The sequence below is a fragment of the Rhodopseudomonas sp. WA056 genome, from assembly GCF_010906995.1.
Taxonomy (GTDB): domain Bacteria; phylum Pseudomonadota; class Alphaproteobacteria; order Rhizobiales; family Xanthobacteraceae; genus Rhodopseudomonas; species Rhodopseudomonas palustris_G.
On the sequence record NZ_QPFS01000154.1, the window covers coordinates 1 to 9,803 of the forward strand.

The window sequence follows — 9,803 nt, forward strand, 5'->3', positions numbered from 1 at the left end:
CCGTCACCTCGCCGTCCGGCAAGACCCGCGAACTGACGCTGACGGCCGCCGACCCCGGCACCTGGCGGGCGACGCTGCCGGCCGAAGAGCTGGGCCTGTGGTCGGCGACCGACGGCACGCTCAAGGCGCTGATCAATGTCGGGCCGGTCAATCCGAAGGAATTCGCTGAGGTCACCTCGACCACCGAGGCGCTGCGACCATTGGTTCAGGCGACCGGCGGCGATGCGCGGCGAATCGCCGAAAATGGCAGCGTCGAACTGCCGCGGATCGTGCCGGTCACCTCGGCGACGATCTTCCGCGGCGACGGCTGGCTCGGCGTGCGGATGCGTGACGCCAGCGTCGTCACCGGCGTCGGCGTGCTGCCGGTGTTCACCGGCCTGATCGGACTGCTGCTGCTGCTCGGCGCGTTCGCTGCGACCTGGCTGCGCGAAGGCCGCTGATCACTCGCAAGACATCAAAATCGAGCTGCGCTTACCAGCGCAGCTCGCGGGTCAGCGCCAGCGGCGGGTGACCGAACAATTCGGTGACCGCCGCGGTGTCGAGCCGGTCGATGCCTTCGAACGCGTCGGCATGGATGCCGCGGGTGACGAACAGCAGATCGATGCCGTAGCCCTGCGCGCCGGCCAGATCGGTTCGCACCGAATCGCCGATCGCCAGCACACGCTGCGCCGGAGTATCGCTGCCGCGGATCTGGCGTGCCAGCGCCATCGCCCGGTCGTAGATCGGCCGGTGCGGCTTGCCGTAGAAGATCACCTCGCCGCCGAGTTCGCGATACAGTTCGGCGATCGCGCCGGCGCAATAGATCAGCCGGTCGCCGCGCTCGACCACGATGTCAGGATTGGCGCAGACCAGCGTCAGCTTGCGCGCCAGCGCCTGCCCCATCATCTCGCGATAGTCTTCGGCCGACTCGGTCTCGTCGTCGAACGGGCCGGTACAGATGATGTAGTCGGCGGCTTCCAGCGGCGTCAGCCTGGCGTCGAGGCCGCGATAGATCGAATTGTCGCGGTCAGGCCCAAGCCAGAACACCGACTGCCCCGGATGCTCGGCCACATAGATGCGGGTGAGATCGCCCGACGACACGATCGCGTCGTAGCAATCGTCCGGCACGTCGAGCTTGCGAAGCTGGCGCTGCACCGAATCCGCCGGGCGCGGCGCGTTGGTGATCAGCACCACGGTACGGCCTTGGTCGCGCGCGGTCTTCAGCGCCGCGCAGGCGTCGGGGAAGGATTCCAGGCCGTTGTGCACAACGCCCCAGATGTCGCTGAGCACGACGTCGACCGAGCCGACGAGCTCATGCAGATGCTCGACGAAACGCAGCGTGGTCATCGGCTGAATCGATCAGAAAGGGCCGGCGGCGCGGCGCACCAGTGCGGCATTGCCGGTGACGCGTGCCGGCTCGATGCGGCCGAGCGGGCCCTGCGGTAGCTTGCCTGGATCAAGATTGATGTCCTGCTGGGCCGGGGCGTTGGAAGCCGGCGCGGCCGCGTTGGTGGCGGTCTCTGGCCGCAGCGGACGGGGCGCTGCGAACAAGAACCCCTGCCCAAACCGCACATCGTAGTCAAGCAGGTCGACCACCGCGCGCTCGCCCTCGATCCGCTCGGCGATCAGATCGATGCCGAAGCGGCCGAGCAGGTCCGACAGATCGACCGGATGGATGTCGGCCGACGCGGTGTCGTGCGCTGCGAGCAGCAGCGACGCCGGCACCTTGATGAAGCGGACACCGCGGTCAGCCAGCTCGCGCGGTTCGAACCGCAGATCGGTGACATGGTCGATCGAGAACCGGTAGCCGCGCTGCGCCAGCGCCGCGAGGTGCTCGGCCTCGACCGGACCGAGGTTACGCAGGGTGCTCTGCTTGAATTCGAGCAGCAGCGACGGCGCCAGCGCGCGGTTAGCCTCGAGGAAGTCGAGGCACTGCGCGAACGCCGCAGGATCGGCGAGCGTGGCGCCGGAAATGTTGACGAACAGCCCGACCTCTTTGTTACGCACCAGCAGCCGCCGCACCACCTGCACGGCACGCAGCAGGATAGCGTGATCGATCCGCCCCATCAGCCCGGCGGCCTCCGCGATCGGCAGATAGCTGTCGGCGCCGATCGTCTGGTCGGCCTCGTCGCGCAGCCGGGTCACCACCTCATAGGCGCGCACCTTGCGCTGCGGCAGCGTAACCATCGGCTGCAGATAAAGATCGAACCGCTCCGCCTCGACGGCGCTTCTCACCGCCGGCAGCAGCCGGAGACCATCCGGCGCGGGGGCGGTCATAGCGGTTGCGGCGGCCGGGACGGCCACTTCGGGCGGCAGTTCGTCCCGCGCAACGCGCGGGGCGGCCTCGGGATCAGTCACCGTCGAAGCGGCCGCAGCCGGAACGGCGGCAGACGTCGGGGCTGGGACTGGGGCCGGGACGGGCACCGTGGCCGGGACCGGTTCTCCCAGCTCCAGCGGCGGCACCGCCTCCGGGCGGATCACGCTGCGCGCCGCGGCGTTCAGTAATTCCTCATGGGTGGCAACCGATACCGCGAGCTGCTGTACCAGGGTGCCCAATTCGCCGATTTCGTCTGAAACGTGCTTGACGCGGTCGTTATGGACCGATTGCGACGAGACCAACTTGGCCTCGACCACGGCCAGCCGGCGGCCGAACTCACCGACCTGGCGGGCAAGATCAGCCGTACCGCGCGACAGGTCGGCGATCTGGTGGCCGGCCTCGGCTCGGTCGCGGATTCGCAGTGAGACCGCCTGATACAGCACGAACAGGGTCAGCGCCGTCAGGCCGACCAGCGCCGCCTGCGCCATGCTGAATCCGGCCACCGCATACACCACCATGCCGAGCGAGGTGGCGATCAGCACCATGCAGACGGCGATGAAAATGGTCGAGATACGGATCATTTAAGCCGGTGGTTGCCTGCCGATCCGCCATCTTTGTCGATTCGGCGGACGAGTCCACTGGATTCGTCCGCCATCCCAAGGGGATATCGGGCGGATGTCAGGCGACCGCGCGGATCACCTTGCCGACCTTGTCGACGATCTCGCCGATCTGGTCCTCGCTGAGGATCAGCGGCGGGGTCAGCGCCAGAGTGTCGCCGGCGATCCGCAGCATCAGTTCGTGATCGTGGAAACCGGCGTTCATCGCTTCGAATCCGCGCTTGCCGGGCGCATCGGCGAGCGGGGCGAGATCGATGCCCGCGGTCAGGCCGACGGTGCGGATGTCGACCACGTTCGGGGCGTCCTTCAGCGACATCACCGCCTCGGCGAACTTCGGCTCCAGCGCGTGAGCGCGCTCGAACAGCTTCTCGTCGCGGTAGATGTCGAGGGTGGCGATGCCGGCCGCGCAGGCCAGCGGATGCGCCGAATAGGTGTAGCCGTGGGCAAGTTCCACCGCGTGCTCGGGCCCGGTCATGAACGCGTCGTGGATTTCGGCCGACGTGATCACGCCGCCCATCGGCACCGCACCGTTGGTGACGCCCTTGGCGAAGGTGATCATGTCCGGGGTGACGCCGTAGCGCTCGGCCGCGAAGGCATAGCCGAGACGGCCGTAGCCAGTGATGACCTCGTCGAAGATCAGCAGGATGCCGTGCTTCTTGGTGATCTCGCGCAGGCGCTTGAGGTAGCCCTTCGGCGCCGGCAGCACGCCGGTGGAGCCGGCCATCGGCTCGACGATCACCGCCGCGATGGTGTTGGCGCCGTGCAGGTTGACGAGGCCCTCGAGCGCGTCGGCGAAGTGCGCGCCGTACTCCGGTTCGCCCTTGGTAAAGGCCTGCTTGTCGCGATCATAAGTCGCAGGCAGATGGTCGACGCCGTTGAGCAGCGGACCGAACATCTTGCGGTTGTTGCCGATGCCGCCAACCGCGGTGCCGCCGAAGCCGACGCCGTGATAGCCGCGCTCGCGACCGATCAGCCGGGTGCGCGAGCCCTGGCCCTTGAGCTGCTGATACGCCACCGCGATCTTCAGCGCGGTGTCGCCGGCTTCCGAGCCGGAATTGCAGAAGAATACGTGATCGAGCCCTTCCGGCGCCAGATCGGCGATCCGGCTGGCGAGCTCGAACGCCTTCGGCTGGCCGAACTGGAACGGCGGCGAGAAGTCGAGCTCGTCGGCCTGTGCCTTGATCGCCTCGGCGATCTCCTTGCGGCCGTGGCCCGCATTGGTGCACCACATGCCGGATGCGGCGTCGATGATCCTGCGCCCCTCGGTGGTGATGTAGTGCATGCCCTCGGCGCCCGCGACCATTTTCGGCGCGCGCTTGAAGGCCCGGTTCGCGGTGAACGGCATCCAGAACGCGTTGAGATCGTTCGGCGCGTTGACGGCGGACGTGGGCTTGATCTTGTCTAACATGGGGCTCCTCATGCACTGCGCGGCCGGGGGTGAAAGGCGCGGCACGGTACCAGCTTCACGCCCTGACGGGAACGCCGCGAGCCAGCAAATTTCCGTGGGGCTTCCATCTGTTAATGGACGCCGGCGGCGAGGGATTTGCGCTGGATCATGCAACCCCGCCTTGCTGCGGCGGACAGCGGCTGATACCAACCCGGCCCTGAGTTGAAAGGCGATCATGGCTGAGAAACCGAAAAAACCCTCGAAACTGCGCGCCCGGTTGCCGCGCGGCCTCGCCGATCGCGGCCCGGCCGAGATCGCGGCGACGCGCGCGATGGTGGAGAAGATCCGCGAGGTGTACGAACGCTACGGCTTCGAGCCGGTCGAAACCCCGGCGTTCGAATACACCGACGCGCTCGGCAAGTTCCTGCCCGATCAGGACCGCCCCAACGAGGGCGTGTTCTCGCTGCAGGACGACGATGAGCAGTGGATCAGCCTGCGCTACGATCTCACCGCCCCGCTCGCCCGCTACGTCGCCGAGAATTTTGATGCACTGCCGAAGCCGTATCGCAGCTACCGGTTCGGCTGGGTGTTCCGCAACGAGAAACCCGGCCCCGGCCGCTTCCGCCAGTTCATGCAGTTCGACGCCGACACCGTCGGCGCCCCCACCACCGCCGCCGACGCCGAGATGTGCATGATGGCGGCGGATACCATGGAAGCGCTCGGCATCCCGCGCGGCAGCTATGTGGTGAAGGTGAATAACCGGAAGGTGCTGGATGGCATCCGCGAAGCGCAGGGAATCGACAGCGACGCGCAATGGCTCACCGTGATGCGCGCCATCGACAAGGCCGACAAATTTCCGATTAAGGACATCGTTCAGTTACTTGGCCCCGGACGTTGGGACGGCGGCGAGGAAGGCAAAGGCGACTTCACCAAAGGCGCCGGCCTCAACCAGACGCAGACCGATGCGATCATCAGCTTCATCGGCGACAAGGATTCCGTCGCCAGCATGCAGGGCGCTGACAATCAGTCGACCGTGGCCAACATGCGCGCGCGCGTCGAAGGCTCGAAGACTGGTAGCGATGGCGTTGCCGAACTCGCCACCATCGCTGAGCTGGCCGACGCTGGCGGCTACGGCGATTGTGTGAAGATCGATCCCTCCGTCGTCCGCGGCCTCGAATACTACACCGGCCCGGTCTATGAGGTCGAACTCCTGCTCGACACCAAGGACGAGAAAGGCCGCCCGGTGCGGTTCGGCTCGGTCGGCGGCGGCGGGCGCTACGACGGCCTGGTGTCGCGCTTCCGCGGCGAGCCGGTGCCGGCGACCGGGTTCTCGATCGGCGTGTCGAGGCTGCAGGCGGCGCTGACGCTGATCGGCCAGCTCGACAACAAGCCCCAGCCCGGCCCCGTCGTCGTCACCGTGTTCGGCGGCGACATAGCCGGTTATCAAAAGATGGTCGCGAGCCTGCGCCAAGCCGGCATCCGCGCCGAGCTGTATTTGGGCAATCCCAAGCACTCGCTCGGCCAGCAGATGAAATACGCCGACAAGCGCAACTCGCCCTGCGCCATCATCCAGGGCTCGGATGAGAACGCGCAAGGAATCGTGCAGATCAAGGACCTGATCCTGGGCGCCGAACTGGCGTCGCTGGAGAAGGACCGCGACGAGTACTTGAAGAAGCAGGCCGAGGCGCAGTTTTCCTGCAAGGAGGATGAACTGGTTGCCAAGGTGCAGGAGCTGCTGCAGCGCCGCGGTGTGAGCTGGAATTAGTTGTCCAGCGAGGCATCAGCCCTCATGGTGAGGAGCCCGGCGGAGCGCAGCGAAGCCGGGCGTCTCGAACCATGAGGCCGAGGTTTCGCCACAACGCGTGTGGCCCATCCTTCGAGACGCCCGTCTGCGCTCTGCGAGAGCCGCCAGGCTCCTCAGGATGAGGACGAACTGAGACAACTGTGAGATTCCGGGTTCGCCCACTGCGTGAGCGCCCGGAATGACAACAACAAAGACCAAGCAAGAAGGGAGAAACCACCGATGCCCGAGATCACCGTTAACATGGCTATGGGCCGCACCGACGAGCAGAAGGCCGGGATGATGCGCGACATCACCACGGCGCTGGTGACTCATCTCGGCGTCGCCGCCGAGGACGTGGTGATCCAGATCAACGAAGCGCCGCTCACCAACAAGATGAAGGGCGGCAAGACCTTCGTCGAGCGCAAGGCGGCACAGGCGAAGTAAGCGCATCACGCAGCCCTCTCGTTCGTCATTCCGGGCTCGCGCAGCTTCGCTGCGCGCCCCGCAATGACGAACGTTGAGTCATCGCCAAGAAGCACGAAGAGGCCCCATGGACGCGCGCGATATTCTCTCTGTCGGCATGAGCGCCGAGCGGCTGACCACGGTGACGCAGGACGTCACCGTGCAGCATTTCGTGCCGTACATGCCCGCCGTGTTCGCCACCCCGCTGATGATCCTGGAGATGGAGATGGCTTCCGGCGAGGCGATCATGCCGAAGCTGCCGGCCGGCTGGATCACGGTCGGCAGCGAGGTCGACATCCGGCATCTGGCGCCGGCCTTCGTCGGCCAGACGGTGCGAACCACGGCGACGGTGAGCGCGGTGGAGCGGCGGGCGATCCGGTTCGAGGTCGCCTCGTACGTCGGTGACCGCAAGATCGGCGACGGCCGCCACGCCCGCGGCCTGGTTCAGGCCACGCTGTTCACCCGCCGGTTCGCCGAGGGCTGAGCCCACATCCTTCCGGTGCCCCATAAAAGACAAACGCGCCCCCGATCGGGAGCGCGTCGCCAAATCTGCGGACGGTCGGAAGGCCGGCGGTCAAGCCGCGACGTGATCCGGGAAGACCGCCTCGATCTTGGTCTTCAGCGTCGCCGCGTTGAACGGCTTGACGATGTAGTTGTTGACGCCGGCCTTCTTGGCCGCGATCACGTTCTCGGTCTTGGATTCCGCCGTGATCATGATGAACGGGGTCTGCGACAGGTTGGGGTCGGCGCGGACTTCCTTCAACAGGTCGTAGCCGGTCATCGGCTCCATGTTCCAGTCCGAGATCACCAGGCCGTACTTCTTGGTGCGCATCTTGGCGAGCGCAGCCGAACCGTCGCTGGCGTCGTCGATATTCTCGAAACCGAGCTGCTTGAGAAGATTACGAATGATCCGGATCATGGTGCTGTAATCGTCCACCACCAGAACCGACATCGACAAATCAACCGCCATCTTCAACTCCCCAAGGCGCCGCAGGGTGGCTCCGAGGCCATCCTTTCGGCCGGCTAATGCAGGTTCTCCTGAAAGTCCACGCGTACAACCGCAGGTCTTTCGCCAAGCCAAGAACTAGCACCCGGGGTTAAACAGCGCGTTAATCGGCACCGCCACCCGGTTCCGGCCAGATTCCGCAGCTCCATCAAAGTACTTGAAAAGCAGCCAGATTTGGAACCGGGGCCGGTCCCGGTATTCCTACTGGGGGAAAACCCGGCGTTCCCGCCGGCCGTGATCGCCGCACCGCAAGCCGGGCCGCCGCGGCGCGGGCGGGGCCGTGCGGAAGCGTGTCCGAGCGGCGCGGACACCGGCTCGCATGAAGAAAAACGCATCAGGACAAAGCAGCCGCTCCGGTTCTGATTTGATCAGGCCTGGAAGTGCTTTAGGGATCGGGACATGAATTATCGCCACGCCTTCCACGCCGGCAATTTTGCCGACGTCATCAAACATCTCGTGCTGGTCCGGATCCTGACCTATCTGCACGACAAGCCGGCCGCCTTCCGGGTGATCGACACCCATGCCGGCGCCGGTCTGTACGACCTGACCAGCGACGAGGCCCGCCGCGGCGGCGAGTGGGCGACCGGCATCGCCCGGGTGATACAGGCCCGGTTCTCGGACGACGCCTACCCGCTGATCGCGCCGTATCTCGACATCGTCCGGGCGTTCAATCCGCAGCGCGACCTGACCGCCTATCCGGGCTCGCCGCTGATCGCCCGCGCCCTGCTCCGCCCACAGGACAGCCTGGTGGCCTGCGAGCTGGCGCCGGCGGCGCGCAAGCAATTGATCGGCGCGCTGCGCCACGATCCGCAGGGCCGGGTGGTCGATCTCGACGGCTGGACCGCGCTCACCGCCTTCGTGCCGCCGAAGGAACGCCGCGGGCTGGTGCTGATCGACCCGCCGTTCGAACGCAAGGATGAGTTCGAGCAGCTCGCCGCCAAGTTCGCCGCCGCCTACGCCAAGTGGCCGACCGGGGTGTATCTGATGTGGTATCCGGTCAAGAACCGCCGTGCCACAGACACCCTGGCGGCCGCGGTGGCCGGCACGGCCGCGGCCGGCGGCGAGGGCAAGTGCCTGCGGCTGGAGTTCAGCGTCGCACCGCAGCAGCCTGACGGAGCGCTGACCTCGACCGGGCTGCTGATCGTCAACCCGCCATGGACGCTGGGCGATGAGCTGAGAACTGTTCTCCCCGAGTTGGAGCGCCCGCTCGGCCTCGGCGGGGTCGGACGTTACCGTCTCGAATTCCCGAAGTCCTGACTACTCAGTCCCTGACCGCGACACGGCGCGAAAAGTCGCAACTCGATAGTAGGCAATTCGCGCAAATCCGTATTATGCTCGCGACATTGGACTGGCTTTACGTTCCGCTTCCGCAAATGGGGGCGGCGGAGTGACAAGGCCTCACAGCGTATTTCGATTGGACCCGCAGTCAGTAGCAGGTCCCGCTCTCGGCCAAGCTATCCGGCAGCGAAATGCCAGGTCGCACCGTGGCGCTGGCGCGCGACGGAAAGCATGCTGGGAGGAGTTTCCGGAATGGCAATGACGGGAACGGTGAAGTTCTTCAACGGCGAACGCGGCTACGGTTTCATCAAACCCGATGACGGCGGTCGCGACGTGTTCGTGCACATTACCGCAGTCGAACGCGCCGGCTTGAAGGACCTGACCGAGGGACAGCGTATTTCGTTCGAAGTGGAGCCCGACAAGAAGGGCAAGGGCCCCAAGGCGGTCAATCTGGTCGTATCTTAGCACCGCAGGCCGACGCTGATAGCGGCCGCGCGGCGCGGTCGCTTCGGCTCGGCGCGGACATCCACGCGAACGACGCGCGCGGCTGGCGGCGCGGAAGAGCGGGCAGCATTGCCCGAGATGAGTTTGTTTGCGCCTGAAACTCAGCACCCTCGGGAAACAGCCAGACCCGCTTCGTCATCAAAGAAAATCCCGGCCGCAGGCGGCCGGGAGTTGTCGTCGACGAGTTTCTTGATCGCGAAGGTTGGGTCGCGGTTTAGAAGTGATAGTTGATACCGGCGCGCACCATGCCGGCGTTGTAGCCGTTCGGCATGCCGGTGATGAAGAAATTGTTGGTCGACAGGCTCATATACAGATACTCGACCTTGGCGCTCAGCTTCGGCGCGAACGCGAATTCGGCGCCGGCGCCGACCGTCCAGCCGGCCGAGGAATGGCTTTCCGACACGGCCAGATTCTGCCCCTTGAGCTGGCCGAACGCCAGACCGCCGGTGGCGTAGATCAGCACGTCGTTC

The 9,803-nt window shown here is 65.9% G+C and carries 10 protein-coding genes and 1 pseudogene; 6 read left to right on the top strand and 5 right to left on the bottom strand.

The window, feature by feature from the left end:
- Positions 1–440, top strand: a pseudogene (locus DU475_RS21430) (hypothetical protein); the annotation flags it as partial.
- Positions 441–471: 31 nt separating this feature from the next.
- Here the strand turns inward: DU475_RS21430 and DU475_RS21435 are convergent.
- From DU475_RS21435 to aptA, 3 genes are all read right to left on the bottom strand, one after another.
- A complete protein-coding gene (locus DU475_RS21435) occupies positions 472–1,326 on the bottom strand; it encodes a TIGR01459 family HAD-type hydrolase (protein WP_013501126.1) in 855 nt (284 codons plus the stop codon).
- A 12-nt stretch (positions 1,327–1,338) separates the two neighbouring features.
- On the bottom strand, positions 1,339–2,877 hold the full coding sequence (locus tag DU475_RS21440) for an EAL domain-containing protein (protein ID WP_164633268.1): 1,539 nt from the start codon (positions 2,875–2,877) through the stop codon (positions 1,339–1,341).
- A 97-nt stretch (positions 2,878–2,974) separates the two neighbouring features.
- Entirely contained in the window at positions 2,975–4,321 is a 1,347-nt protein-coding gene (aptA, locus tag DU475_RS21445; protein ID WP_164633269.1) for an omega-aminotransferase AptA, read from the bottom strand.
- Positions 4,322–4,535: 214 nt separating this feature from the next.
- Between aptA and hisS the strand changes: the two genes are divergently transcribed.
- From hisS to DU475_RS21460, 3 genes are all read left to right on the top strand, one after another.
- A complete protein-coding gene (gene hisS, locus DU475_RS21450) occupies positions 4,536–6,065 on the top strand; it encodes a histidine--tRNA ligase (protein WP_164633270.1) in 1,530 nt (509 codons plus the stop codon).
- 258 nt (positions 6,066–6,323) lie between these two features.
- Positions 6,324–6,527, top strand: a complete 204-nt coding sequence (locus DU475_RS21455; RefSeq protein ID WP_013501122.1) for a tautomerase family protein — start codon at positions 6,324–6,326, stop codon at positions 6,525–6,527.
- Between the two features lie 106 nt (positions 6,528–6,633).
- On the top strand, positions 6,634–7,029 hold the full coding sequence (locus tag DU475_RS21460) for a thioesterase family protein (RefSeq protein WP_013501121.1): 396 nt from the start codon (positions 6,634–6,636) through the stop codon (positions 7,027–7,029).
- Positions 7,030–7,119: 90 nt separating this feature from the next.
- Here the strand turns inward: DU475_RS21460 and DU475_RS21465 are convergent, their stop codons facing one another.
- The gene (locus DU475_RS21465; RefSeq protein ID WP_011156739.1) at positions 7,120–7,515 is read right to left on the bottom strand and encodes a response regulator; all 396 of its coding nucleotides are present in this window, start codon (positions 7,513–7,515) and stop codon (positions 7,120–7,122) included.
- 435 nt (positions 7,516–7,950) lie between these two features.
- Here DU475_RS21465 and DU475_RS21470 point away from each other — a divergent pair, with 435 nt between their 5' ends.
- Positions 7,951–8,808 carry a 23S rRNA (adenine(2030)-N(6))-methyltransferase RlmJ gene (locus DU475_RS21470; protein ID WP_047309903.1) on the top strand — a complete coding sequence of 286 codons (858 nt, stop codon included), beginning with the start codon at positions 7,951–7,953 and terminating at the stop codon, positions 8,806–8,808.
- Between the two features lie 273 nt (positions 8,809–9,081).
- Positions 9,082–9,294, top strand: a complete 213-nt coding sequence (locus tag DU475_RS21475) for a cold-shock protein (protein WP_013501119.1) — start codon at positions 9,082–9,084, stop codon at positions 9,292–9,294.
- Between the two features lie 253 nt (positions 9,295–9,547).
- Here the strand turns inward: DU475_RS21475 and DU475_RS21480 are convergent.
- The coding region (locus DU475_RS21480) for an outer membrane protein (RefSeq protein WP_164633271.1) at positions 9,548–9,803 on the bottom strand (256 nt) is incomplete at its 5' end.